Annotated in this window: 26 protein-coding genes and 4 tRNA genes; 13 read left to right on the top strand and 17 right to left on the bottom strand. The window is 71.5% G+C overall.

From position 1 onward, the window contains the following. The first annotated feature begins 33 nt into the window (after positions 1–33). Positions 34–106: transfer RNA gene (locus ACOJV9_RS13370), tRNA-Arg, on the top strand. Positions 107–410: 304 nt separating this feature from the next. Here ACOJV9_RS13370 and ACOJV9_RS13365 read toward each other — a convergent pair. Then, positions 411–1,220, bottom strand: coding sequence for an alpha/beta fold hydrolase (locus ACOJV9_RS13365; RefSeq protein ID WP_420185709.1), 810 nt, complete (start codon positions 1,218–1,220; stop codon positions 411–413). A gap of 68 nt (positions 1,221–1,288) precedes the next feature. On the opposite strand from ACOJV9_RS13365, the gene ACOJV9_RS13360 reads away from it, so the two are divergent. Next, positions 1,289–1,966: a 4'-phosphopantetheinyl transferase family protein gene (locus tag ACOJV9_RS13360; protein WP_420185708.1), complete on the top strand. Its 678-nt coding sequence runs from the start codon at positions 1,289–1,291 to the stop codon at positions 1,964–1,966. Here ACOJV9_RS13360 and ACOJV9_RS13355 read toward each other — a convergent pair. Together ACOJV9_RS13355 and ACOJV9_RS13350 are read right to left on the bottom strand one after the other, a co-directional pair. Further along, entirely contained in the window at positions 1,954–3,180 is a 1,227-nt protein-coding gene (locus ACOJV9_RS13355) for a M20 metallopeptidase family protein (RefSeq protein ID WP_420185707.1), read from the bottom strand. The genes ACOJV9_RS13360 and ACOJV9_RS13355 overlap by 13 nt on opposite strands. Continuing rightward, positions 3,180–4,361 (bottom strand): PrsW family intramembrane metalloprotease, encoded by a 1,182-nt coding sequence (locus ACOJV9_RS13350; protein ID WP_420185706.1) that lies wholly within the window; start codon positions 4,359–4,361, stop codon positions 3,180–3,182. Before ACOJV9_RS13350 ends, ACOJV9_RS13355 begins: the two co-directional genes overlap by 1 nt. 38 nt (positions 4,362–4,399) lie before the next feature. Between ACOJV9_RS13350 and orn the strand changes: the two genes are divergently transcribed. The 4 genes from orn (at position 4,400) to ACOJV9_RS13330 (ending at position 6,039) form a co-directional block, all read left to right on the top strand. Beyond that, positions 4,400–5,086 (top strand): oligoribonuclease, encoded by a 687-nt coding sequence (gene orn / locus ACOJV9_RS13345; RefSeq protein WP_420185705.1) that lies wholly within the window; start codon positions 4,400–4,402, stop codon positions 5,084–5,086. Positions 5,087–5,134: 48 nt separating this feature from the next. Beyond that, positions 5,135–5,210, top strand: a tRNA-His gene (locus ACOJV9_RS13340). Positions 5,211–5,274: 64 nt separating this feature from the next. Continuing rightward, a complete protein-coding gene (locus ACOJV9_RS13335; protein WP_420185704.1) occupies positions 5,275–5,892 on the top strand; it encodes a copper resistance CopC family protein in 618 nt (205 codons plus the stop codon). A gap of 71 nt (positions 5,893–5,963) precedes the next feature. Continuing rightward, positions 5,964–6,039: transfer RNA gene (locus tag ACOJV9_RS13330), tRNA-Lys, on the top strand. A 209-nt stretch (positions 6,040–6,248) separates the two neighbouring features. On the opposite strand, the gene ACOJV9_RS13325 is transcribed toward ACOJV9_RS13330, so the two are convergent. Then, the gene (locus tag ACOJV9_RS13325; protein WP_420185703.1) at positions 6,249–6,500 is read right to left on the bottom strand and encodes a DUF3618 domain-containing protein; all 252 of its coding nucleotides are present in this window, start codon (positions 6,498–6,500) and stop codon (positions 6,249–6,251) included. Between the two features lie 3 nt (positions 6,501–6,503). Continuing rightward, a complete protein-coding gene (gene bcp / locus ACOJV9_RS13320) occupies positions 6,504–6,980 on the bottom strand; it encodes a thioredoxin-dependent thiol peroxidase (protein WP_420185702.1) in 477 nt (158 codons plus the stop codon). A 233-nt stretch (positions 6,981–7,213) separates the two neighbouring features. On the opposite strand from bcp, the gene ACOJV9_RS13315 reads away from it, so the two are divergent. Beyond that, positions 7,214–7,594 (top strand): HNH endonuclease signature motif containing protein, encoded by a 381-nt coding sequence (locus ACOJV9_RS13315; RefSeq protein ID WP_420185701.1) that lies wholly within the window; start codon positions 7,214–7,216, stop codon positions 7,592–7,594. A gap of 27 nt (positions 7,595–7,621) precedes the next feature. Beyond that, positions 7,622–7,701, top strand: a tRNA-Leu gene (locus tag ACOJV9_RS13310). A gap of 47 nt (positions 7,702–7,748) precedes the next feature. Here the strand turns inward: ACOJV9_RS13310 and rdgB are convergent. The 6 genes from rdgB to clpS all read right to left on the bottom strand — a co-directional run bounded on the left by rdgB (position 7,749) and on the right by clpS (position 11,816). Continuing rightward, the gene (rdgB, locus tag ACOJV9_RS13305; RefSeq protein ID WP_420185700.1) at positions 7,749–8,390 is read right to left on the bottom strand and encodes an RdgB/HAM1 family non-canonical purine NTP pyrophosphatase; all 642 of its coding nucleotides are present in this window, start codon (positions 8,388–8,390) and stop codon (positions 7,749–7,751) included. Then, positions 8,387–9,151 (bottom strand): ribonuclease PH, encoded by a 765-nt coding sequence (gene rph, locus ACOJV9_RS13300; RefSeq protein ID WP_420185699.1) that lies wholly within the window; start codon positions 9,149–9,151, stop codon positions 8,387–8,389. The genes rdgB and rph overlap by 4 nt, the downstream gene beginning before the upstream one ends. A gap of 9 nt (positions 9,152–9,160) precedes the next feature. Then, entirely contained in the window at positions 9,161–9,955 is a 795-nt protein-coding gene (locus ACOJV9_RS13295) for an MBL fold metallo-hydrolase (RefSeq protein WP_420185698.1), read from the bottom strand. Continuing rightward, positions 9,952–10,776, bottom strand: coding sequence for a glutamate racemase (gene murI / locus ACOJV9_RS13290; RefSeq protein WP_420185697.1), 825 nt, complete (start codon positions 10,774–10,776; stop codon positions 9,952–9,954). The genes ACOJV9_RS13295 and murI overlap by 4 nt, the downstream gene beginning before the upstream one ends. A 69-nt stretch (positions 10,777–10,845) precedes the next feature. Further along, a complete protein-coding gene (locus ACOJV9_RS13285; protein WP_420185696.1) occupies positions 10,846–11,526 on the bottom strand; it encodes a DUF2017 family protein in 681 nt (226 codons plus the stop codon). Beyond that, complete coding sequence (clpS, locus tag ACOJV9_RS13280; protein WP_420185695.1) at positions 11,526–11,816, bottom strand: ATP-dependent Clp protease adapter ClpS; 291 nt, start codon at positions 11,814–11,816, stop codon at positions 11,526–11,528. Before clpS ends, ACOJV9_RS13285 begins: the two co-directional genes overlap by 1 nt. Before the next feature lie 24 nt (positions 11,817–11,840). On the opposite strand from clpS, the gene ACOJV9_RS13275 reads away from it, so the two are divergent. Together ACOJV9_RS13275 and ACOJV9_RS13270 are read left to right on the top strand one after the other, a co-directional pair. Further along, positions 11,841–13,157: a nicotinate phosphoribosyltransferase gene (locus ACOJV9_RS13275; protein WP_420185694.1), complete on the top strand. Its 1,317-nt coding sequence runs from the start codon at positions 11,841–11,843 to the stop codon at positions 13,155–13,157. Positions 13,158–13,270: 113 nt separating this feature from the next. Further along, positions 13,271–14,974, top strand: coding sequence for a bifunctional metallophosphatase/5'-nucleotidase (locus tag ACOJV9_RS13270; protein ID WP_420185693.1), 1,704 nt, complete (start codon positions 13,271–13,273; stop codon positions 14,972–14,974). 77 nt (positions 14,975–15,051) lie between these two features. On the opposite strand, the gene ACOJV9_RS13265 is transcribed toward ACOJV9_RS13270, so the two are convergent. Next, on the bottom strand, positions 15,052–16,338 hold the full coding sequence (locus ACOJV9_RS13265) for a homogentisate 1,2-dioxygenase (RefSeq protein WP_420185692.1): 1,287 nt from the start codon (positions 16,336–16,338) through the stop codon (positions 15,052–15,054). 70 nt (positions 16,339–16,408) lie between these two features. Between ACOJV9_RS13265 and ACOJV9_RS13260 the strand changes: the two genes are divergently transcribed. Continuing rightward, positions 16,409–17,272: a hypothetical protein gene (locus ACOJV9_RS13260; RefSeq protein ID WP_420185691.1), complete on the top strand. Its 864-nt coding sequence runs from the start codon at positions 16,409–16,411 to the stop codon at positions 17,270–17,272. Further along, a complete protein-coding gene (fahA, locus tag ACOJV9_RS13255) occupies positions 17,272–18,513 on the top strand; it encodes a fumarylacetoacetase (protein ID WP_420185690.1) in 1,242 nt (413 codons plus the stop codon). The genes ACOJV9_RS13260 and fahA overlap by 1 nt, the downstream gene beginning before the upstream one ends. 9 nt (positions 18,514–18,522) lie before the next feature. Here fahA and ACOJV9_RS13250 read toward each other — a convergent pair whose 3' ends face one another. The 4 genes from ACOJV9_RS13250 to hppD form a co-directional block, all read right to left on the bottom strand. Beyond that, positions 18,523–19,308 (bottom strand): RDD family protein, encoded by a 786-nt coding sequence (locus ACOJV9_RS13250; protein WP_420185689.1) that lies wholly within the window; start codon positions 19,306–19,308, stop codon positions 18,523–18,525. Positions 19,309–19,321: 13 nt separating this feature from the next. Beyond that, the gene (locus ACOJV9_RS13245) at positions 19,322–20,032 is read right to left on the bottom strand and encodes a hypothetical protein (protein WP_420185688.1); all 711 of its coding nucleotides are present in this window, start codon (positions 20,030–20,032) and stop codon (positions 19,322–19,324) included. 11 nt (positions 20,033–20,043) lie between these two features. Continuing rightward, complete coding sequence (locus ACOJV9_RS13240) at positions 20,044–20,247, bottom strand: DUF4177 domain-containing protein (RefSeq protein WP_420185687.1); 204 nt, start codon at positions 20,245–20,247, stop codon at positions 20,044–20,046. A 160-nt stretch (positions 20,248–20,407) separates the two neighbouring features. Then, positions 20,408–21,658 (bottom strand): 4-hydroxyphenylpyruvate dioxygenase, encoded by a 1,251-nt coding sequence (gene hppD, locus ACOJV9_RS13235; RefSeq protein ID WP_420185686.1) that lies wholly within the window; start codon positions 21,656–21,658, stop codon positions 20,408–20,410. 107 nt (positions 21,659–21,765) lie between these two features. On the opposite strand from hppD, the gene ACOJV9_RS13230 reads away from it, so the two are divergent. Further along, entirely contained in the window at positions 21,766–22,260 is a 495-nt protein-coding gene (locus ACOJV9_RS13230; RefSeq protein ID WP_420185685.1) for an Lrp/AsnC family transcriptional regulator, read from the top strand. Positions 22,261–22,284: 24 nt separating this feature from the next. Here the strand turns inward: ACOJV9_RS13230 and ACOJV9_RS13225 are convergent, their stop codons facing one another. Then, positions 22,285–24,045 carry a DEAD/DEAH box helicase gene (locus ACOJV9_RS13225; RefSeq protein WP_420185684.1) on the bottom strand — a complete coding sequence of 587 codons (1,761 nt, stop codon included), beginning with the start codon at positions 24,043–24,045 and terminating at the stop codon, positions 22,285–22,287. Positions 24,046–24,120 lie beyond the last annotated feature (75 nt).

Genomic DNA, 24,120 nt, shown 5'->3' with positions numbered 1-24,120 from the left:
TATGCCGGTCCTCACTAGACTGCCGCTCGACCAGCCCTCGTGGCGCAATGGATAGCGCAGCGGCCTTCTAATCCGCAGGTTGCAGGTTCGAGTCCTGCCGGGGGCGCAGAGCACGCCGAGCGTGCGAGGCGTGGCTGCGCTCGCGGCAGAGGTAACAGGCGCCTCGAACGGAGTGAGAGCGCCGACGGGGGCGCAGAGCACGCCGAGCGTGCGAGGCGTGGCTGCGCTCGCGGCAGAGGTAACAGGCGCCTCGAACGGAGTGAGAGCGCCGACGGGGGCGCAGAGCACGCCGAGCGTGCGAGGCGTGGCTGCGCTCGCGGCAGAGGTAACAGGCGCCTCGAACGGAGTGAGAGCGCCGACGGGGGCGCAGAGCACGCCGAGCGTGCGAGGCGTGGCTGCGCCCGAGGTGGCTACAGCCGCCCGGGAGCGCCGCGAGCCTGGGCTCGCACGAAGGTGCGGATAGCGTCGTTGACCAGCTCCGGCTCCTCGAGCGGGCTCATGTGGCCGGCGCCGGGGACGACGACGAGCTCGGCGTGCGGAATCGCCGAGGCGAACTCGTGGGCGACCCGCAGGGGTGAGCGCGCGTCGAGCTCGCCCCAGACCAGCAGCGTGGGGACCGTGACCAGGGGCAGGACGTCGCTGAGGTCCGCCTCGGCCATGAGCCCCAGCTCGAGCGCGAGCGTGCCGGGGAGCACGTCCCGGGCCATCGCGGTCATCTCCGCGACGAGCGAGGCCGACGGCTCCTGCGCGAAGAGGCCGGGCAGGGTGGGGTCGAACTCCTCCGCCGGCGCCGCCAGCATCGCCCGGACCCCGTCGACCCGGGCCCGCACCTCGTCGGCGGGCAGCGATCCCTTCCACCCGGCATACGCGTCGACCATGATGAGCGACTCGAAGAGCTCGGGGTGGCGGCGGTAGCACTGGAGGACGACCGTCCCACCCCACGACAGGCCGCCGACGTGTGCCGGCCCCAGCCCGAGGTGGGCGACCAGTCCGGCGAGGGCGTCGGCGAAGTCGGCCAGGGTGAAGTCCGCCGGGACGGCAGCGGACCGTCCCACGCCCGGCTCGTCCCACGCGACGACCGTGAGCTCGTCGCGCAAGCCGGCGAGCTGCGGACGCCAGCTGCGGGCGTCCAGGGCGGCACCGTGCACGAGGACCAGCGGCGGCCCGGACCCCACCCGCTCGTAGGCCACCTCGACCCCACCGACCTCGACGCGCTCCACACCGCCGAACGTACCGCGCTGCCACCGATCGCGGACCGGGCCGACGACCGTGGTGACATGATCGGCCTATGTCCGTCGTCGTCAGCGCCACTCGCGTGGTGGACGACTCGCGGCTGCTCGACCTCTTGGACGCCGGGGAGCGTGAACGGGCCCACCGCAGGTCCGACCCGAACCCCTTCGTCACCGCGCACGCCCTGCTGCGGCGGCTGGTCGCCGAGCAGACCGGTGCCGACCCACGCGCGCTGTCGTTCGAGAGGCGCTGTGCCACGTGCGGAACCCATCGGCACGGGAAGCCGCACATCGTCGGGATGAGGGACGTCTTCGTGTCGGTGTCCTACGGCGAGCACCTCGCCGTCGCAGCGGTCACCCGTCTGGGCGAGGTCGGGGTCGACGTCGAGGACCTCGAGTCGGCGGACTTCGACGGCTTCGGCTCGGTCACCCTCGACGACGCCGAGACGCCCTGGCTCGAGGGCCTTGTGGGCGACGACCTGCTGGCCGCCCGGGCACTGGTCTGGGCCCGCAAGGAGGCGGTCCTCAAGGCCACCGGACACGGGCTCGTCGTCGACCCCAGCCAGGTCGTCGTGTCACCACCCGACCAGATGGCCGCCCTGGTGGAGTGGAAGGCCGCGCAGCACCCTCCGGGTCCGACGCAGCTCGCGGACGTCGACGTCGGCGCGCGCGACCACCGCGCCGCAGTGGCGGTGCTGACCTCACGGCCGCTGTCGGTGCGCTTTCAGCCGGGCTGAACGCCGGCCGCCGAGCGCCGCAGCGCGACCTCGGCGAGCAGTGCCGCGATGTCGGGAATGACCGAGTCGTCGTAGGCCGCCCGCGGCGAGTGGTTGTCGTCGGCCGTCGTGTGGTTGTCGCTCACGCACGCCCCGATGTTGAGGTAGGCGCCGGGCACCTGCTCGAGCACGAACGACATGTCCTCCGCGCCCGCCTCCGGGTTGACCATGTCGGCCCACCGGTCGGCTCCGAAGAGGTCGACCACCGTCGCCTGCGCCAGGGCGAACTCGTCCGGGTCGTTCACCGTGACCGGGTAGCCCCCGCTGATCTCCACCGTGGCCGTGAGGTGGTGAGCCGCAGCGACGTGCTCGGCGACGCGAGCGATCTCGGCGTGGGCGAGCTCGCGGTGCTCCGGCGAGAAGGTGCGCAGGGTCGCGTCGATCTCGGCCGTGTCGGGGATGACGTTGTTGACCGTGCCGGAGCTGATCCGGCCCACCGTGACGACGACCGGGTCGAACGCGTCGAACCGCCGGGTGACCATCGTCTGGAGGGCGAGCACGATCTCGCAGGCGACCGGCACCGGGTCGAGCGCCATGTGCGGCTGCGACCCGTGACCACCCCTGCCGTGCACCCTGATCCGGACCTCGTCGGCGGCAGCCATCTGGGGACCGGGACGACCGAACCACACTCCGCGAGGGTGCTGCGCGGCATACACGTGCACGGCGTATGCCGCGTCGACCCGACGGCCGGCCACGTCCAGCAGTCCTTCGGCCAGCATGGGCTCGGCACCTCCCGGACCCTCCTCCCCCGGCTGGAACATGAGGACGACGTCGCCGGCGAGGTCGTCGCGCCGGGCGTCCAGGACTCGGGCCGCCCCGACGAGGCCGGCGACGTGCAGGTCGTGGCCGCAGGCATGCATCAACCCGTGCCGCTCGGAGGCGAAGTCCACCCCGGTCGCCTCGGTCACCGGCAGCGCGTCCATGTCGCCACGCAGCAGGACCACCGGCCGGACTCCCGCGGGAGCAGCACCACGGCCACGCAGCACGGCGACGACGCTGCTCAGCTGATCGCCGAGCGTGATCTCGAGGTCGAGACCCGCGAGGGCGTCGAGGACCGCGCGCTGGGTGCGGGGAAGGTGGTTGCCGAGCTCGGGGTGGCGGTGCAGGTCGTGCCGCAGCTCGACGAGCCTTGGTGCGAGGGCGCGTGCGAGGTCGACGACCGACGGTGCCGGCATCAGAGGACCTGCCCGGCGAACTCGCGCCGGTGCTCGACGAGGGCACGGAGCAGCTCGCGCTCCTCCGCGACCGCCCGGGCATCGGCCGCCGAGTGGTGCATCCGCCGACGGAGGAGGGCCAGCTCGCTCGCGACGTCCTGGAAGTCCTCCATCGAGCGCAGGCCTCGGCGGCCGGCGTTGGTCCGGGCCCACTGCCGGGCCTCACGCCGCCGTGGCATCGACGACAGCATCGCGACCTCCGCGGGCGAGAACCACCCGGCGTCGGCATACGGGTGGAGGAACTGGCCGATGAGCCGGCCCTCCCGGCGCCGGACCCAGACGACGAACCCGACGAAGGCGAGGAACAGCGGCACCTCGACGAGCAGGTAGACGGCGATGAGGCCCTCGCCACCGCTCACGGCGGCGAGGTTCCAGACGGCGTGGGCGATGACCGCGATGACGAAGCCGAGCAGCGGGGCGACGACCTTGACCGGTCCGCGCCGGGACGTGGCAGCGATCCCGATGCCGATGCCCGTGCAGATGGTGAACATCGGGTGCGCGAACGGCGAGAGCAGGCACCGGCCCACGAACGTGGCGGTGAGGCCGTCCTGGCCGTGCTCGACCCAGGCGAGCGCGAGGTACTGGATGTTCTCGGTGAAGGCGAAGCCGGCGGCGGTGACCCCTGCGTAGACCATGCCGTCGGTGATGCCGTCGAACTCGCGCTTCGCCAGCCGCCAGACGAGCAGGACGAGCAGGCCCTTGGCGGCCTCCTCGACCACGGGCGCGATGAAGACGGCGGTCAGGGCGAGGGACTCGGCCTCGGGCAGCGACCCCCACAGGACGAGCTGGCCGGCCGTGTTGAGCGTCATCGCGATGAGGACCGCGATGAGCGCTCCCCACAGGAAGGCCATGACGAGGTAGCGCGTCGGCTCGGCCTCGAAGCGGTCCAGCCACATGAAGGTGGGGACGACGATGCCCAGCGGGATGATCGCCACGACGAGGCCGAGCAGGGTGGCGCTCACCCCGGCCGCGGCCCCGATGGCCACGGCGACGGTGAGCGCGGCGAGACCGAAGCCCACGGTCGCGATCCCCAGGAGCAACCACCGCCGCAGCAGCGAACGGCCGCGGTGCACGGCCACTCCGGCGGGCTGCTGGTGCGCCGATCCGGGTGTGTGCGCGCCGACCGCCTGCTCCCCTGTCATGGACAGCGAGACTAGTGCAGCGCCATACAGTGGACGCCATGTCTGCCACGTCTGACCGAGCCCTCACCGACCGCATCGTCTGGATCGACTGCGAGATGACCGGGCTCTCCCTCGAGCACGATGCCCTGGTCGAGGTGGCCGCCCTCGTCACCGACTTCGAGCTCAACGTCCTGGGCGAGGGCGTCGACGTCGTCATCCGCCCGCCCGAGGCCGCGCTCACCCAGATGGGCGACTTCGTCCGCGAGATGCACACGACCTCCGGGCTCCTCGACGAGCTGGCGCACGGCGTGAGCATCGAGGAGGCGGAGCAGCGCGTCCTCGACTACGTGCGGGCCTGGGTGCCGGAGCCGCGCAAGGCGCCGCTGGGCGGCAACACGGTCGCCACGGATCGGGGCTTCCTCGCGCGCGACATGAGGCAGCTCGAGGAGCACCTGCACTACCGCATCATCGACGTCTCCTCGATCAAGGAGCTGTCGCGCCGCTGGTACCCGCGCGCCTACTTCTCGGCCCCCGAGAAGTCCGGCGGCCACCGTGCACTGGCCGACATCAAGGAGTCGATCGCCGAGCTGCGCTACTACCGCGCCGCCGTCTTCGTCGACCCCCCGGGCCGCACGAGCGAGGAGCTCAAGGCCATCGCCACCGAGCACGTCGTGGACCACTCGGCGCCGGCTCCGCCGGCGCCGTCCGAGGTGGTCGGGAGCACCCCCGGCGAGCAGGTACGATAGTTCGCGCTGCCTCGGCACGACTCGTTCGTATGCCGGTCAGTGACCTTGGTGGGCGTAGCTCAGCCGGTAGAGCACCGCGTTGTGGTCGCGGGGGTCGCGGGTTCAAGCCCCGTCGCTCACCCCATACGAAAGCCCCTGCACAGCAGGGGCTTTCGTCATGCTCAGGCCCGTTGTGCAGACTGGGGCACATGCGATCGACGACACGTGGCCTGGCCCTGCTGCTCCTCACCGCCTGGGTGGGGCTCGGTGTCGCGGCACTCCCGGCGAGCGCCCACTCCCGGCTCCTGTCGAGCTCGCCCGCCGACGGGGCGACCGTCCCCGCCTCCCCCACCGAACTCGTCCTCACCTTCAACGAGGACATCAACCCGCAGTTCGTCACGGTGCGGGTGACTGACGGTGAGGGCGGGGACGTGGTCGGAGCAGAGGCATCGGTGGACGGCCCGAGGGTCACACTGCCGGTGGCCCAGCCGATCGCGGCCGGCTCCTACAAGATCACCTACCGGGTGGTGAGCGCCGACTCGCACCCGATCTCCGGGTCGTCCACGTTCACCGTCGCGGGAGATCCCCTGGCCTCGCCCTCGCCCCCCGCCACCCCGTCGGCCCAGGACCCCTCGCCCAGCGCGTCGGGCACCGCCGGTGCCGCTGCCACGCCCGACCCTTCGGCCTCGCCGACGGCCGAGGCAGCGCCCGAGGGAGGGACGACCGGGGGCACGCCGACGGCGGTGTGGTTCGTCGTGTTCGCGGCTCTCGCCGGCGCGGGGGCCGCAACGCTCTACGCCATCCGCCGGGACCGCGGGACCGCCTGACCGACGCCCGGCTGCACCTCGCGCGACCGATTTCGCAACCGCGGCGAACCTTTGCTAATGTCTCCGATCGCGCGCCATTAGCTCAATTGGCAGAGCAGCTGACTCTTAATCAGCGGGTTCGGGGTTCGAGTCCCTGATGGCGCACCACCGACGAGGAGCCCCGCACGGACACCGTGCGGGGCTCCTCGCACGTTCGGCCGCCCGCGATGACGGTCGGCAGATGGGGAGCAGGGAGGCCCAGTAGCCCGAGCAGCCGACGGACACGACATACCGGCCGATGATGCGAGACCTCTCGGGCCTGGCGGGCGAGCTGGCGGAACGGATCATCGACGAGGAGCGCGCCGAGATCCGGCGGCTCAGTGGCGGCGTCGGCGCAGCACCCGCAGCGCCACGATGACGGCGACGACGGCCACGGCCGCGGCCACGCGCTCGACGCGCAGGTCACCCTCGGGAGTCGTCGTGGCGTCGGCGAAGCGAGCCTTGGCCTGCTGCACCTGCCGCTTCGCGATCGCCGAGGGCGTCGCCTTGGCGGTGAGCTCGTCGAGGGTCCGGGCCAGGCGCACGCGGCGCTCGGCGATGTCGGCCTCGAGGGCGGGGATGTTGGTCATGGATCAGTCCTCACTCAGTGCGAGGTCGCGCCGCAGCTTGGCGACGTGACCCGTGGCCTTGACGTTGTAGAAGGCGTGCTCGACCTTGCCGTCCTCGTCGACCACGAGGGTCGAGCGGATGACGCCCTGGACGACCTTGCCGTACATCTTCTTCTCACCGTAGGCGCCCCACGCTGTCATGACCGACTTGTCCGGGTCCGACAGCAGGGTCAGCGAGAGGTGCTCCTTGTCGCGGAACGTCGCGAGCTTCTCCGGCTTGTCCGGCGAGATGCCGAGCACGGTGTAGCCGTCGGCCTTGAGCGACTCGAGCGACTCACTGAAGTCGCAGGCCTGCTTGGTGCAGCCGGGGGTCATGGCGGCCGGGTAGAAGTAGACGATGACCTTGCGCCCGCGCAGGTCCGAGAGCGACACGCTCTCGCCGGTGTCGGTGCTCAGGGTGAAGTCCGGTGCAACATCGCCCGGACTGAGTCGCTCAGTCACGCAGTTCTCCTCGAATGGTCGGCTCTCGACAAACTATCAGCGGGGCCGTCCCCGGCAGCGCGCACCGTGCGGTGGCGTTGTCCACGGATGTCAGAGCCCGCACCTAGCGTGATGGCACGGGGAGGCGAATTTACACAGCCGAACTGCTCGCACCCGTTGTGGCGGAAGCGGACTCGTACGCTGACGTGCTCAGGCGCCTGGAGATTCCACAAGCTGGCGGCACCCAGGCTCTGGTGGCCCGCCGCATCAAGGAGATGGCTCTGGCGACCGATCACTTCACCCGTCGCCGCGGACGAACTGCCCCGAACCGCCTGACGCCGGATCAGGTCTTCACCCCCATCCCGGTGGGCTCGCCTCGGCGCAAGCCCCATCAGCTCAAACGTGCGCTCCTGGCCATCGGACGCACATGGGAGTGCGAGCTCTGCGACAACGACGGCACGTGGTGTGGTCAGAGGCTGACGTTGCACGTCGACCACATCGATGGAGACTTCCACAACAACGTTCCCACCAACCTTCGGTTCCTGTGCCCGAACTGCCACAGCCCGACTCCGAACTTCGCCGGCAAGAGCAAGGGGCGCAAGGCCGGGGCACCATCCCGGACGGCTACCATCTGAGGTTCGAGTTGCCCTGTGCGGCACCTCGCCGGAGTGGTGGAACTGGTAGACACGCGGCACTTAGGATGCCGTGCTTCGGCGTGGGGGTTCGAGTCCCCCCTCTGGCACCCACGAGTACGACCAGCGACGCCGCGCGCGTCGCGCGCAAGCACGGCTATCCCAGCAGAGCGAGCCGTTCGCGAAGGATCGGGACCATGGCGCGGAAGGCCAGACCCCGGTGGGAGATCGCGTTCTTCTCGACGTCGGTGTACTCCGCCAGCGAGCGGGTGTCGCCGTCGGGGACGAAGATCGGGTCGTAGCCGAAGCCGTTCTCCCCCACCGCCTCGCGGCGGATCGTCCCGGTGACGCGCCCCTCGACTGCCTCGATCGAGCCGTCCGGCATGGCGAGGACGGCAGCGCAGACGAACGACGCAGCACGGTGCTCGTCGGGCACGTCACCGATCTGCTCGAGGAGCAGGGAGAGGTTGGCCCGGTCGCGAGCCGCGCGCGGAGCATCGGCCCCGGCGTGCGAGCCGGCCCACCGGGCCGAGAAGACCCCGGGCGAGCCGCCGAGGACGTCGACGGCCAGGCCGGAGTCGTCGGCGACGCTCGGCAGGCCGGTGGCCCGGGCGACAGCGACGGCCTTGAGCCGGGCGTTGCCCTCGAAGGTCACCTCGCTCTCGACGACGTCGGGTGCGTCGGGGAACTCGGAGGCACCCACGACCTCGAGGCCGAGCTCGTCGACGAGGTCGCCGAGGATCTGTCGCAGCTCGTGGACCTTGTGCTCGTTCTGGGTGGCGAGGACGAGCCGGGTCATCGCACCCGCACCCGCGGGATCTCGACGAGGGCCTGCTGCTGGGCGAGGGTCAGCTCGGCGCAGCCGGTGGCGGCGAGGTCGAGCAGCGCGAGGAGCCGGTCACGGTCGAAGGCCGAGCCGGCACCCTCGGCCGTGCCCTGCACCTCGACGTAGCGGCCCGAGCCGGTCATGACGACGTTCATGTCGGTGTCGGCGGTGGAGTCCTCGGGGTAGTCGAGGTCGAGGACCGGGTTGCCCGCGACCACGCCGACGCTGACGGCGGCGATCGAGTCGGACAACGGCGAGGCGGCCTTGGCGATCAGGCCCTTGGCCCGGGCGTCCTCGATCGCGTCGGCGAGCGCGACGTAGGCACCGGTGATGGCGGCGGTCCGCGTGCCGCCGTCGGCCTGGAGCACGTCGCAGTCGACGACGATGGTGTTCTCACCCAAGGCCTTGGTGTCGATGACCGCCCGCAGCGAGCGTCCGATGAGCCGCGAGATCTCGTGGGTGCGGCCGCCGACCTTGCCCTTGCGGGACTCGCGGTCGGACCGGGTGTTGGTCGAGCGCGGGAGCATCTCGTACTCGGCGGTGACCCAGCCGGTGCCCTGGCCCTTCATCCAGCGGGGCACTCCCGAGGTGAAGGAGGCGGCGCACAGCACCCGGGTGCGGCCGAACTCGACGAGCACGCTGCCCTCGGCGTGGTCGAGCCAGTTGCGGGTGATGCGCACCTCGCGCAGCTGCTCGGGGGTGCGGCCGTCATGTCTGGTCTGGGGTGAAGTCACCCCCGCAGGCTAGACGCCGTGGACGACGTGGCGTGACCCGAAGTCGTGCACCGAATCCGGTTCGGCGACCTCGACGCCCGGCCAGTGCTCCTCCGCCTGGGCACGGCAGACCTCGGGGTCGTTCCAGGCCGGCATGTGGGTGAGCATCAGCCGCTTCACCCCACCGGCGTCGAGCGCGGCCAACGCCGCCCTGCTCGCGGAGAGGTGGACGCCACGGGCGTCGTCGCGACCGTCGACGAACGCCGAGTCGGCGAGCACGAGGTCGGCGTCACGCAGGAGTGGGCCGAGGTTGTCGCAGGTGTCGGTGTCCCCCGTGTAGGCGAGCACCACCCCGTCCGCCTCGACCCGGAAGCCGAACGCCTCGACCGGGTGGAGCACGGCATACGGCGTGATGGTGAGCGGGCCGACCTGCACCGCCTCACGGTCCACGATCCGGCCGACGTCGAAGACCCGCCCGAGGGCACCGTCCTCGAGGCCGTGGTACATCAGCGAGAGGCGGCTCGCCGTGCCCGCCGGACCCCACACCGGCAGCCGCCCCTCGGGCGCACCGGCGGGACCGTACGTGTAGGCGACGTAGAGCCCGCACAGGTCGGCGCAGTGGTCGGGGTGCAGGTGGCTGAGGAAGACCGCGTCGAGCGCCTGGGGTTCGACGTGACGCTGGAGCGGTCCGAGAGCGCCGGAGCCGAGGTCGAGCAGGACGTTCCAGGTCCGGCCGTCGGCGTCGTCGGCGCTGACGAGGTAGCTCGACGCCGCCGAGGTGGGCCCGGCGAACGAGCCGCTGCAGCCGAGGACAGTGAGCCTCACGCGACCACCTCGGCCACGCGCACCGGTGAGGTGAAGACGTGCCCGACGTCCGGCCCCAGCCCCAGGAAGCGCAGCGCCAGCCGGCGGAACTCCTCGGGGTCACCCGTCGTGGTGAAGCCGTGCTGCGGCGCCGGTGAGGCGTCGGAACGGAGCAGGTCGCCGTCGGAGAGCACGCGGTAGAGCTCCTTCGCGGTCTCGTCGGCGGAGGACACGAGCGTGACGTCCGGGCCCATGACATAGGAGATCACGGCGGAGAGCAAGGGGTAGTGCGTACACCCGAGGATCAGTGTGTCGACCTCTCGCTCCTGGAACGGCGCGAGGTACTCCCGTGCCACCGCCCTCACCTCCTCGCCGCCGGTCACCCCGGCCTCGACGAAGTCGACGAAGCGCGGGCAGGGACCACTGGTCACGTCGAGGTGGGGCGCCGCCGCGAAGGCGTCGAGGTAGGCACGCGACTGGTGCGTGCCGACCGTCGAGATGACCCCGATCCGGCCGGTGCGGGTGGCACCGACGGCGCGGCGCACGGCCGGGCGGATGACCTCGACCACGGGCACGTCGTACCGCTCGCGCGCATCGTGGAGCACGGCGGCGCTGGCCGTGTTGCAGGCGATGACGAGGGCCTTGACACCGTGGTCGACGAGGCGGTCGAGGCACTCCAGCGCGAACGCCCGGGTCTGCGCGATGGGGCGCGGCCCGTAGGGCGTGCGGGCAGTGTCACCGAGGTAGGCCACCGACTCGTGGGGCAGCTGGTCGATGACGGCCCGGGCGACGGTCAGCCCGCCGTAACCGGAGTCGAAGATCCCGATGGGGAAGTCAGCCACCGGCACAGGCTAAGCGCTCGCAGCCACACCGCGTGGGTGGCCGTGGCCTTCGCCACCGGCGCGCCGCCGTCAGGCGTCCGGCTGGGACGTGGACGCCCCCGGCAGCATCGCCGTCGCCAGGGTCTCCTGCAGCCAGGTGAGGAAGTCGTACACCGCCATCGCGTGCGCTCGTGGGTCGTCCGGGTCGGCGTCCTCGAGCTCCTCCTCGAGGCGGTCGACGTCGGCGTCCTCCCGCAGCCCGAGCCGCTCCCCCAGCACGAGGCGCACGTCGGTGAGGGCGACGACGAAGTCGACCGCGGTGCGCTCGTCCAGCTCCACCCCCGAGCCGGGTGCACGCAGGGCGGCGATGGCCGACTCGAGGTGCCGGGCCTTGCGCTGGCGCAGACCGTGCTCGGTGAGGCGCCGGAACTCCGCGGACACCTGGTCGTCGGTCCGGTTGCCGGCGGGCAGCAGTCGCTCGAGCGCAGGGTCGCGCGTCCCGAAGGACCGCGCGTCCGCCGGCACCGGGCGGGAGTCGGGCGTCTGGTCCTCCGCGGACACCGACACCCCCATGCCCAGGCCACCCAGCCCCGAGACGATGGAGTCGAAGTCGTAGCCGTCGCCGGACGTGCCCTCGGCGCCGTCGTCCGGCGCCACGAGGTCGTGGACCTGCTCCATCAGCCCGGCGACGACCGCGCGTTCCATGGCATCGAGCTTCGCGGCATACCGGATGCTCTTTCCCCGGCCACGACGGGAGAAGGCGCGGGCCATCAGTCGTCCTTCTGGAAGGTGGCCCACAGCCCGTAGCCCTGGAGGGCCTCGGTGTCGATCTCCATCTTCTCGCGCGGGCCGTGCGAGACGACGGCGCGACCCTTGACGTGGACGTCCATCATGAGCTTCTCGGCCTTGGCGCGGTCGTAGCCGAAGTAGCTCTGGAAGACGTAGGTGACGTACGACATGAGGTTCACGGGGTCGTTCCACACCAGCGTGATCCACGGGATGTCGGCCTCGACCAGGGAGTCGGAGGAGGTGGTCTCCTCCTGCACGGGCGCGATGGACACGACTCCCACAATAGGCTCCCGGGGATGAGGCCAGAGCCAGTCGCCGCCCCCGCGTCCACCGCCCTCCTGACCGACCACTACGAGCTGACGATGGTGCAGGCGGCCCTGCGCTCGGGAGCGGCCGGCCGTCGCTGCGTCTTCGAGACCTTCGCCCGTCGGCTGCCCGAGGGGCGCCGCTACGGCGTGCTCGCCGGCACCGGGCGCGTGCTCGACGCCATCGAGCGGTTCCGATTCGGGGACGCCGAGGTCGCAGCCCTGCGCGCGAGCAGGGTCGTCGACGAGCCGACCCTGCAGTTCCTCGCGGACTACCGCTTCGACGGCGACATCCGGGGGTATGCCGAGGGCGAGGCCTGGTTCCCCGGCTCACCCGTGCTCGTGGTCGAGTCGGACTTCGCCCACGGCGTCGTCCTCGAGACGCTCATCCTCTCGATCCTCAACCACGACAGTGCGATCGCGAGTGCCGCATCCCGGATGACCGGGGCCGCAGGCACCAGGCCGTGCATCGAGATGGGCTCACGGCGCACCCATGAGGAGGCCGCGGTGGCGGCTGCCCGGGCGGCCCACATCGCCGGGTTCGCCGCGACGTCCAACCTCGAGGCGGGCCGACGCTGGGGCGTCCCCACCGCGGGGACCGCGGCGCACTCGTTCACCCTCCTGCACGACGACGAGCGGCAGGCCTTCACGGCACAGGTCGAGGCCATGGGGGTGGGCACGACCCTGCTCGTCGACACCTACGACGTCCAGCGCGCCGTCGAGATCGCCGTGGAGGTCGCCGGCACCGGGCTGGGTGCGGTCCGCCTCGACAGCGGGGACCTGCTCGACCAGGCGCAGGACGTGCGTGAGCAGCTCGACGCGCTCGGCGCCACCTCGACCCGCATCGTCGTGACCTCCGACCTCGACGAGTTCGCCATCGCCGGGCTCGCGGCGGGGCCGGTCGACGCGTACGGCGTCGGCACCCAGCTCGTCACCGGCTCCGGGGCACCGACCGCCGGCATGGTCTACAAGCTCGTGGCGCGGGCGGACGACTCGGGCGCGATGGTCGGCGTGGCCAAGGCCAGCAAGGACAAGGCGTCGGTCGGCGGCCGCAAGTTCGCGCTGCGGCGGCGGGACGCCCGCGGCACCGCCGAGGCCGAGGTGATCGGCGTCGGCGAGGCCCCCGTCGACGACGGGGACGACCGCACGCTCCTCGTCGACTACGTCCGAGCCGGCGAGATCGTCGGTGGCGAGCACGTCGAGCTGGCGACCGCGCGCGAGCGCCACGAGGCCTCGGTGGCCGAGCTGCCCCGGTCGGCTCACCAGCTGAGCCACGGCGACCCGGCCATCCCCACGATCTACCTCTGAGCCGACGCGCTCGGCCGGGCGCGGAGGGGGGGTTCAGGTGGGCCATGGCCTCCTGGCCCCTCACCGGCTAACCTCCGGTCATTCGTGCCGAAATCGGTCCAGGAGGATGCGTCGTGCGTCATAGGTCCCTTGCAGTGCTCGTCGCCGGATCAGCGCTGCTGCTGCCGGCCTTCATCCCCGGGGCCACGGCCGCGCCGCCCGATGGCGGGAAGGGGGAGAGGAAGGCCCAGACGACCGAGGTGCAGGTGCTGGCCCTCAACGACTTCCACGGCCAGCTCCGGCCGCCGGACTCGACCAGCTCGGGCGGCCGTATCGGCAACACGCCCGCCGGTGGCGCGGAGTACCTCGCGCAGCACGTCCGCGACCTCGAGGCCACGAACCCGAACTCCCTGTTCGTCTCGGCCGGGGACCTCATCGGCGCCACGCCCCTCGTGTCCGCGATCTTCCACGACGAGCCGTCCATCGAGGCCATGAACCTCATGGGCCTGGACTACAACGGAGTGGGCAACCACGAGTTCGACGAGGGCCCGGAGGAGCTCGTCCGCATGCAGGAGGGCGGCTGCCACCCTGTCGACGGCTGCTTCGGTGGCGACGGCTTCGAGGGCGCCGACTTCGACTTCCTCGCCGCCAACGTGACGTACAAGGACAGCGGCGACACGATCTTCCCGCCCTACGCCGTCCACGAGTTCGACGGCGCCAAGGTCGCGGTCGTCGGCATGACCCTCGAGGGAACGCCCAGCGTCGTCACCGCCGCCGCCACCGAGAACCTCGACTTCCACGACGAGGCCGACTCGGTGAACGCCCTCGTGCCCGAGCTCAAGAAGCAGGGGGTGGAGACGATCGTCGTGCTCCTCCACGAGGGCGGCAGCTCCGGCACCCCGCTCAACGAGACGACCATCAACACCTGCGCCAACCCGACGGGTGCGGGCGTCGAGGTGGTCAAGCGCTTCAACCCGGAGATCGACCTCGTCGTCACCGGCCACACGAACTGGGCCCTCAACTGCCCGGACCTCGCCGGCACGGGAATCATGGTCACCGGTGCGGCCTCGGCCGGCCGTCTCGTCACGGACATCGACCTGTCGATCAGCCGGGCGACCAAGGAGGTCGTGTCCGCGACGATCAACAACGTCATCGTGAAGCGGGACACGGTCGCGCCTGCCCAGGACATCTCGGCTCTCATCGCCAAGTACGGCGAGATCGCCGCACCGGTCGAGAACCGCGTCATCGGCACGGCCACGGCGGAGCTCAGCCGGACGGCGAATGCCGCTGGTGAGTCCTCGCTCGGTGACATCATCGCCGACGCCCAACTGTGGGCGACCTCCGGAGCCGGGTGGACCAACGGTGCGCCAGCGGACATCTCGTTCATGAACGCCGGCGGCATCCGGGCGGTCATCAACGAGGGCCCGATCACCTACGGCGAGGCCTTCAGCGTCCAACCCTTCGCCAACGTCCTCGTGACCATGGACATGACAGGTGCGGACGTCCAGGCCGTGCTGGAGCAGCAGTTCGCGGGTGGCAACGGGGTGCTGCAGATCCCGGCGTCCCTCACGTATGTCCGCACCAGCGCGGGGCCGTCCGGGCCGGCCGGCGACCTGGTCTCCGACATCCGGATCAACGGTGCGCCGCTCGACCCGTCTGCGACCTACCGCGTCACGGTCAACAACTTCCTCGCCGACGGTGGTGACGGCTTCAGCGTCTTCCGCAACGGCACCAACCGGTTCGTCGGGGAGATCGACCTCGATGCGTTCTCCCGCTACGTCGAGGACCTCGGCACCGTGAACCCCGGCCCGCAGAACCGGATCACCCTGGTTCCCTGACCCGGACGTCGCACTCACGACCCCGCCCCCGCGTCGACCTCGGTCGACGTGGGGGCGTGGTCGTGCGGTGAGGACGCTCAGTCGATGCTGTGGACCTCGGCCGCGTCGGCCGGCTTGGCACGGTTGCCGCTCCAGCTGAGGTGGTACCTGCCGTCGTCGCACGCGAGCCCTCCCTCACCGAGGTCGAGCGGCCGGAACGTGTCGACCATGACGGCGAGCTCGTCGAAGTACTCGGCCCCGATCGACGCCTCCGCGGCACCGGGCTGCGGCCCGTGGGCGTGCCCGCCCGGGTGCAGCGAGATCGAGCCCTGCCCGATGCCCGAGCCCTTGCGTGCCTCGTAGTCGCCCTCGACGTAGAACATGACCTCGTCGGAGTCGACGTTGGAGTGGTAGTAGGGCACCGGGATCGACAGGGGGTGGTAGTCGACCTTGCGCGGCACGAAGTTGCAGACGACGAAGTTCCAGCCCTCGAAGACCTGGTGGACGGGCGGCGGCTGGTGCACCCTCCCGGTGATGGGCTCGTAGTCGCGCACGTTGAAGACGTACGGGTAGAGGCAGCCGTCCCAGCCGACGACGTCGAGCGGGTGGAAGGGCAGCGTGTGCACCGTGCCGACGATGCCGCCGCTGCTGGCGGGACCGCTCCCCCGGTGCTTGATGTAGACCTCGGTCTCGTCGCCCTCCTTCGCACCCACGTCCTCGGCGAGCAGGGGTCCCCGCGGGACCCGCAGGTCGCGCTCGCAGTAGGGGCTGTGCTCGAGCAGCTGGCCGTACTTGCTGAGGTAGCGCTTGGGCGGCGCGATGTGGCTGTTGGCCTCGATGCAGTAGGCCCGCAGCGGGTCCTTGCGCGACGTCTTCGGGATCCAGCGGTGGGTCGTCGCCCTCGGGATGATGACGTAGTCGCCCTGGGCCACCTCGAACGCCCCGAAGACGGTCTCGACCCGGGCGGCGCCGCGCTCGACGTAGACGCACTCGTCCCCGATGCCGTTGCGGTACCACGGGCTCGTGGCGCCGGCCACGGCATACGAGATCCGCACGTCACCGTTGCCGAGCAGGAGCCGGCGTCCGGTCACGACGTCGGTCTGCTTGACCGTCCTCGCGCTGTCGAAGAGCGCGTGCGGCTGGAGGTGCAGAGGCTTGAGCGGGTGGTTGGGCGTCGTGGACAGGTCCCCGATCGCCCATTCGCGCGCGTCCACGATCGTCGACGGGATGTTGCGGTGGTAGAGCAGGGAGGAGTCGGAGGAGAAGCCCTCCTCGCCCATGAGCTCCTCGTAGTAGAGCTCGCCGACCTTGCCCCGTCCGGCCGGTCGCCGGTGCTGCGTGTGCCGCTTGGGCGGGATGCTGCCCATCGACTGGTAGTGCGCCACTTCGTCTCCACCTCGTTGTGTCGAATGCGTGTCGGAACCTGTGCCTCTCCAGCCTAGTAGCGTGTCCGCCATGTCCCCGGCGCCTCCCGCCCTGCTCGCAGGGCTCATCGACGATGCGGCCGTGTTCCCACCCGGCAACGCCCCGCTCCCGGTCGCCGTGAGCCGTCACCGCGCGCACCGTGGATCGCCGTATGCCGGCCTGGTGGGCCCGCTCCTTGTGCCGGCCGTCGACGCGGACGCCCTTGCGGCGCAGGCCAATTCGGAACCGGGCGATGTCCTCTCGGTCGGTCTCATCGCGCGGCCCGGTGCGGACCCGAACCTGGTCGTCGACGCCGTGCAGCGGCTCGGCGGGGACCCGCTCGTCGACGTGGTCGGGGCCGAGCTGGGCTGGTTTGCCGGCTGGCGCGGCCTCGCCGTCGAGGGCCTGCCCCTGACGCTGGAGGTCCCTCGCGGCGCCGAGCGAGACCGTGCCCTCGACGACGTCGCGGCCGCCGTCGACGAGGTCGGGAGACCGGTCCAGGCGAAGTTCCGCACCGGCGCCACCCCGACCTGGCAGTGGCCCGACGAGGCGGAGCTCGCCGGCTTCCTGCACGACTGCGCCCGGCTGGGCGTGCCGTTCAAGCTCACCGGCGGCCTGCACCACGCGGTGCGCGCCGACCACGACGGGGACCCCCAGCACGGGCTCCTCAACGTCCTCCTCGCCGTGCACGCGGCCGCCCACGACGGCTCCCCGGCTGCACCCGAGACCGTGCTGTCCGAACGCGACCCTCGCCCGCTGGCCGACGCCGTCAGTGCCCTCGGCGAGCCCGAGGTGCGCCGAGTGCGAAGCCTCCTCACGGCATACGGCTGCTGCGAGGTCACCGACCCCATCGGCGAGCTGCGCGACCTCGACCTGCTCGACCTCGACCTCGTCCACCACCAGGAGAACCCTTGATGACCTGGCTCGACCTCCCCGCCGACCACCCCTTCGGCATCACCAACCTGCCCTACGGCGTCTTCTCCACCGACGGCTCGTCGCCGCGCGTCGGCACGCGCGTCGGCGACCACGTGCTCGACCTCGGCCCCTGCGCCGAGAAGGCGGGGATGGAGTCGTATGCCGTGTGGTCCGCCCCGACCCTCAACCCGTTCCTCGCCCTGGGCAGCCACGCCTGGGCCTCGGCCCGCGAGTGGCTCGTCGAGCTGCTGACGAACCCGGCCCGTCGCGACTGCGTCGAGCCGCACCTCGTCCCGGTCGAGCGGGTGACGATGCACCTGCCCGTGGATGTGGCGGACTACGTCGACTTCTACGCGAGCGAGCACCACGCCACCAACGTCGGGCGGCTGTTCCGGCCCGACTCCGAGCCGCTGACGCCGAACTGGAAGCACCTGCCCATCGGCTACCACGGTCGCTCGGGCACCGTCGTCGTGTCGGGCACCGACATCACCCGCCCGTCGGGCCAGCGCAAGCCGCCGACCGAGCCGGCTCCCGTCTTCGGGCCGAGCGCTCGCCTCGACATCGAGGCCGAGCTCGGCTTCGTCGTCGGCGGCGCCACCGAGCTCGGCTCCTCCGTCTCGGTGGCCGACGCGGACGACCACCTCTTCGGGGTCGTGCTGCTCAACGACTGGAGCGCCCGCGACCTGCAGGCCTGGGAGTACGTGCCGCTCGGACCCTTCCTGGGCAAGTCGTTCGCGACGTCGATCTCCCCGTGGGTCGTGACGATGCAGGCCCTACGGTCCGCCCGGGTCCCGCTGCCCGGACAGAGCGAGCCCACCCCCCTGCCCTACCTGCTCGGCGAGCCGACCGACGACGGCGCGGGCACGGCATACGGGCTCGACATCACCTACGAGGTGGAGTGGAACGGCACCGTCGTCTCCCGGCCGCCCTACCGCTCGATGTACTGGTCGCCGGCGCAGATGGTCGCGCACATGACCGTCAACGGGGCCACGCTGCGCAACGGCGACCTCTTCGGGTCGGGCACGATCTCGGGGCCGGAGAAGGACGAGCGCGGCTCGTTCCTCGAGCTGTCGTGGGGCGGGTCGGAGCCGGTGACCCTCGACGACGGGACCGAGCGCACCTTCCTCGAGGACGGTGACACGGTCGTGCTGCGCGCGACCGCCCCCGGCCCGGACGGGACGACGATCTCGCTCGGGGAGTGCGTGGGCACGGTTCGCCCGGCCCCCGCACCCTCGCGCTGACCCGCCGGGTCAGCGCTGGACGCGACCCCTGACGACGATCGTCCTCGCGACCTTGTCGTGCAGGGCCTGCTTCCGCTGGTCGGCCAGGGGCCAGACGAGGTCGGTGATGACGAGGACCGTCGCGATGCTCGCGACGACCGGGACGTTGCCGAGCGCCTGCGCGACGGCCTGGAACCCGGCTCGCCGCACGGCCGTGTCGACGTCGAGCGGACCGGCGCGGTCCACGCGACGGACGCTGATGCCCAGGAGCATCTTGCCCGGGGTCGCGCCCCACCGCGTGAGGAAGAACGTGTGGTACGCCAGCATGACGACGAGCTGCACCGCGAGGAAGGCGGCGAGCCACCCGAGCCCCGCCTCGGCCAGAGCCGAGCTCATCGCCCGGAAGTCCCCCGCCACCATCGCGGCGTCGAGCCGGTCGGCGATCGGCTCGATCGCCTTCCACAGGAACCACCCACCGAGGACCAGCGAGACGAACGCGATGAGCAGGGTGTCCAGCAGGTAGGCGACGACCCGGGAGAGGTAGGGAGCCAGCTCGGGCTGGCCGGGGATGTCGGCGGTCGGCGACGGGCGCTGCCAGCCCGGCCGGCGAGGCGGAGTCCCCCATCCCGGAGGAGCGGAGGCCGACGGCGGGGTCGGCGTGCGGTCGGGTGCGGTCGGAGCCTGAGGTCCCGCCGGCGACGCCGGCCGCTTGCGCAGGGACGTCGTGTTGGAGGTCCACAGGATGCCGTCGAAGTAGCGGAGCTCGTCGGGGTTGTCGGGGTTCTCGTACCACCCGGGACTGCTCGGCGTGCTCATGCCTCGCAGGATGTCACACGGGCCCGTGGGGACCCGCATCGTCACTGCTCGTGGCCGCCGCGGCGAGCGCGAGCACGGAGCGCGCCACCGGTTCCGGGTGGTGAAGGTGGTGCAGGTGCCGCGCGCCGTCGACGACGGCGGTCGGCCAGCCGAGCCGGCGCGCTCGGCCCAGCTCCCCGGCATACGTCCCGCCGAAGGCGAGGTAGGCGTGAGCACCACCCTCCCACCCGGGCGGGGAGGCGACCTCGGAGCGGAAGTAGTCGAGGGGCAGGCGGGGCTGGTCGGCCTCGACCACCCGTCTCGTCGCCACGTCGGGGAACAGCGGGGGAACGTCCTCGGCGTCCCACCAGCCCGTCCACGGGGGGAGCATCCCGCTCGCGTCGGCCAGCTCCTCCAAGCGCGCCATCAGCGCGGCGGGCGCCATGCGGCCCGGACCCGTGGGGGGCGGGAGCGCCGCGTCGACGAAGACCACCGGGACGCCGGCCGCGGCGGCGGGTGCGACGAGGCCGGCGTTGCTGTGGGCGACGACGAGGTCGGGCCGCGCCCGGGCGACGCTCGCCCGGAAGGTCTCCAGCACGTCGGCGCCACGACGCACCTCCAGGGGCGGCGCCGCCACGGCCGCGACCAGCCCGAGGCCGCGGAACGCCTCGGCCAGCCCGGTGTAGGCCGACGCTCCGACGAGCACGCTCGGCAGGACGACGACCGAGGTAGCCGGACCGCCCACCGCGGAGCCGCTCAGCCCACGGCCCGCTCGAACGTCACGAGCACGCCCTCGGTGCCACCGGGCCCGATACGTCCCTTGACCTCGACGGCCGTGACCGCCTTGAGCTGCCAGCCCTTGGCGGCCCACTCGTTGAGGACCGACTCGAGCTTGCCGGCGGACATCTTGCCGCCGACGAGACCTTCACGGATCTGCACGACCTTGTACTCGTATCCCATGGGACGAGCGTAGGCCGCCCGCCGGCCACCGTCGCCCCGCTCGCAGCTCCCGTCGAGCCCAGAACGGTTCGCGAACCGGATGCTCGCTCGATCTCCGGATCGATCCGGTCGGCGAGCACCACGGGGGTTCGCGAACCGCTCCGCGCCCCAGAGGCCGGTCTCAGAGGTTGCCGCGCTTGTCCTGCTCGCGCTCGATCGACTCGAACAGCGCCTTGAAGTTGCCCTTGCCGAAGCCGAGGGAACCGTGGCGCTCGATGATCTCGAAGAAGACCGTCGGGCGGTCGCCGAGCGGCTTGGTGAAGATCTGCAGCAGGTAGCCGTCCTCGTCGCGGTCGACGAGGATCTTGCGCTTCTTGAGCTCCTCGATCGGCACGCGGACGTGGCCGATGCGGGCCCGCATCTCCGGGTCGTCGTAGTACGCGTCGGGGGTGTCGAGGAACTCCACACCCTCCTTGCGCAGCTCGTCGACGCTGCGGAGGATGTCGTTGGTCGCGAGCGCGAGGTGCTGCGCGCCGGGGCCGCGGTAGAAGTCGAGGTACTCGTCGATCTGGCTGCGCTTCTTGGCGATCGCCGGCTCGTTGAGCGGGAACTTCACGCGATGGTTGCCGTTGGCCACGACCTTGGACATGAGCGCCGAGTAGTCGGTGGCGATGTCGTCACCGATGAACTCGGCCATGTTCACGAAGCCCATGACCCGGTTGTAGAAGGTCACCCACTCGTCCATCTTGCCGAGCTCGACGTTGCCGACGATGTGGTCGAGCGCCTGGAAGAGGCGCCTCGGGGCGCCCTCGCGCTTGGTGAAGGTCGAGGTGCGGGCGACGTACCCCGGGAGGTACGGACCGGCATACGTCTGTCCGTCCACGGTGCGCTGCACGAGCGAGTGCACGGTCTCGCCGTAGGTGCCGATGGAGGCGACGCGGACGGTGCCGTACTCGTCGGAGACGGTCTCGGGCTCCTGCACGACGCGGGCGCCGGCGGCCTTGGCCTGGGCGATGCACTTGTCGACGTCCGGCACCTCGAGCGAGATGTCGACGACGCCGTCGCCGTGCGCGCTGTGGTGGGCGATGAGCGGGCTGTCCGGGCTGACGGCGCCCTTGAGGACGAAGCGGATCGAGCCGGACTTGAGGACGAACGCCTTGTGGTCGCGGTTGCCGGTCTCGGGGCCGGAGTAGCCGACGAGCTCCATGCCCCACGTGGACTGGTAGTACTGCGCGGCCTGCGTCGCGTTGCCGACGACGAACACGATCGCGTCCCAGCCGGTCACCGGGAACGGGTCGGTGCTCTCGTCGTACTCGACCAGCCCGACGAGCTGCTTGAGCTGCTCGAGGTCGAGGCCGGCCTCGCTCTCCTGCGGGGTGAGGTCGAGGTGGCTGGCGGTGGAGGCCTGCGCGGTCGTCGTGGTGTCGGTCATTCCTGCAGGGTGTCCGACCAGCGCAGGATGTGCAACGGTATGCCGCCGCGGTGCGCAGTCTGCGCACCGTGTTGCCGTGAAGGCCGGTCACGGTTGACACTGTGCCCATGATCCGACCCGACGGCATCGATGCGCTGGACGCCCGCCTCATCGCCCTGTTCACCGAGCACCCGACGATCGGGGTCCTGGGCGCCTCCCGGTCTCTCGGCGTGGCCCGCGGCACCGTCCAGGCGCGCCTGGACCGCCTCCAGGACCGCGGGATCATCGCCTCCATGGGGCCACAGATCGACCCGGCGGCCCTCGGCTACCCGGTCACGGCCTTCTGCACCCTCGAGATCCGCCAGCGCCAGGGTCACGCGCCGGTCGTGGCGCACCTCGCCGCCATCCCGGAGGTCCTCGAGATCCACTCGACGACGGGTGTCGGGGACCTCATCGTGCGGATCGTCGCCCGGGACAACGCCGACCTCGGCCGGGTCATCGACCAGATCATCGACGACGTGCACGTGCTGCGCGCCAACACCTCGATGTGCCTCGTGACCCACCTCGACCACCGCACGGGGCCGCTCGTCGAGGCCGCGTCTCAGCGCGGCTCCACCTCGTGACGCACTGCTCTGCCTGACGGGCCGTCAGCGGCGGCCGACGAACCAGAGCCGCACCTTGTCGATGCGCGCCGCCACGTGCTCGGACGTCGCCGCCGCGAGCTCCGGTCCACCGCAGGCCCGGCGCAGCTCCATGTGGACGTTCGCGTGCGGCGCCCCGGTCTTCTTCGCGTAGGCGGCGACGAGGGCGTTGAGCTCCTTGCGCTGCGCCGCGAGCGCGCGGTGCGCCGACACCGGCGCCTGCTCGGCACGGGGTCTGCGGCCCGGGGCCTTGGACTGCTTGGCCTGTCGCTCGTGGAGCAGGGCGGACACCTGGTCGAGCTCGAGCAGGCCCGGGAGCCCGAGGTAGTCCTGCTCCTCCTCGGAGCCGACCTCGGCATGGAGGCCGAACTGCTGGGCGTCGAAGAGGACGTGGTCGAAGTGGGCGTCGGACTCGAGCGCCTCGAAGCTCTCCTCCTCCAGCCCCATGGTGCGCTCGGTGCGGTTGGCGGCGGCGATCAGGCCCTCCTCCTCCGCCCACATCGACGCCTCCCCCTCGGCGTCGCTCGGGCGGTTGAGGGCGTGGTCGCGCTCGACCTCCATCGAAGCGGCGTGGGCGAGGATGAACGGCACCGACGGCAGGAAGATCGAGGCGGTCTCGCCCCGCTTGCGGGCGCGAACGAACCGGCCGACGGCCTGCGCGAAGAACAGCGGGGTCGACGTCGAGGTGGCGTAGACACCGACGCAGAGCCGCGGCACGTCCACGCCCTCGGACACCATGCGCACGGCGACCATCCACCGGCTGGTCGACGCGGAGTACTCCTCGATCCGGGCGCTGGAGCCCGCGTCGTCCGAGAGGACCACGGTCGGCTTCTCCCCCGTGATCGACTCGAGGATGCGGGCATAGGCGCGGGCCGAGGTCTGGTTCGAGGCGATGACGAGCGCACCGGCGTCCGGGACGTGGCGCCGCACCTCGGTCAGCCGCTTGTCGGCCGCGGCCAGCACGGAGGGGATCCACTCCCCCTTCGGGTCCAGCGCGGTGCGCCAGGCCTGGGCCGTCTGGTCCTTGGTCATCGGCTCACCCAGACGGGCCGCGATCTCGTCGCCGGCCTTGGTGCGCCAGCGCATGGCACCGCCGTAGGCGAGGAAGAGCACGGGTCGCACGACCGCGTCACGCAGCGCGGCGGCATACCCGTAGGTGTAGTCGGCGGCCGAGCGCAGGACGCCGGCCTCGTCCATCTCGTAGCGCACGAACGGGATCGGGTTGCTGTCCGAGCGGAACGGCGTCCCGGTGAGCGAGAGGCGGCGGGTCGCCTGCTCGAACGCCTCCCGGATCGCGTCACCCCAGCTGCGCGCGTCGCCGCCGTGGTGGATCTCGTCGAGGATGACGAACGTCGGCGTCGACTCGGTGCGCCGTCGGTGCAGGTCGGGGCGGGAGGCGACCTGGGCGTAGGTGAGGGCGACCCCGTCGTACTCGCGGCTGTGCACCGCCGTGGAGTTGGAGAACCTCGGGTCCAGCTGGATGCCGACCCGCGCCGCGGCCTCGGACCACTGCGTCTTGAGGTGCTCGGTGGGCGCGATGACGGTGATGGCCTCGACCTCGCCGCTCTCGAGCAGCTCCGCCGCGATCCGCAGGGCGTAGGTCGTCTTGCCGGCCCCCGGCGTCGCGACCGCGAGGAAGTCCTTGGCCTCCGACACGAGGTATGCCGTGAGCGCCTCCTGCTGCCACGCGCGCAGCTTTGCTGCGGTACCCCACGCCGCCCGCTCCGGGAAGGCGGGACTGAGGTGGCTGGCGGCAGAGGTACTCATGGGCTCCGCAAGGTTAACGAGGTTTCGAGGACGACGTGCCGGGGGCCCGCCTCACGCAGATGCTCACGGACGTGT

The sequence above is a fragment of the Knoellia terrae genome (genome assembly GCF_048606435.1).
In the GTDB taxonomy this organism is placed as follows: domain Bacteria; phylum Actinomycetota; class Actinomycetes; order Actinomycetales; family Dermatophilaceae; genus Knoellia; species Knoellia terrae.
Note: the sequence above shows the minus strand (reverse complement) of the source record. Positions and strands in the feature narration are given on the sequence as shown.